Here is a 241-nt window from a genome sequence, read left to right as displayed (position 1 = left end):
CTGATGATCAGATGAAAAAGCATATTGCTGCTGATAATCCGCATAAACAGTACCCTTTAATCGCCAATGCGTTAAAAGAAATTGCCGATGCAGGGTTGAGTGCTGAGGTTCTCAAAAACCTTGGTTTGGGAGAGGCAGCAAAATTACCTGCAGCGAGTGGCAGTTTATCTGCCAATGGATGGTGCAAAATACCACTGACAAAAGGATACACACTCATCCTCCAGTGGGGACAGGCTGAGAT

1 pseudogene is annotated in these 241 nt (G+C 45.2%); it reads left to right on the top strand.

Going from position 1 to position 241, the window contains the following annotated elements:
* Positions 1–241, top strand: a pseudogene (locus F3J31_RS23495) (phage tail protein); the annotation flags it as partial.

It is taken from the genome of Enterobacter sp. Acro-832 (assembly GCF_011752745.1).
Classification (GTDB): domain Bacteria; phylum Pseudomonadota; class Gammaproteobacteria; order Enterobacterales; family Enterobacteriaceae; genus Enterobacter; species Enterobacter quasiroggenkampii.
Note: the sequence above shows the minus strand (reverse complement) of the source record. Positions and strands in the feature narration are given on the sequence as shown.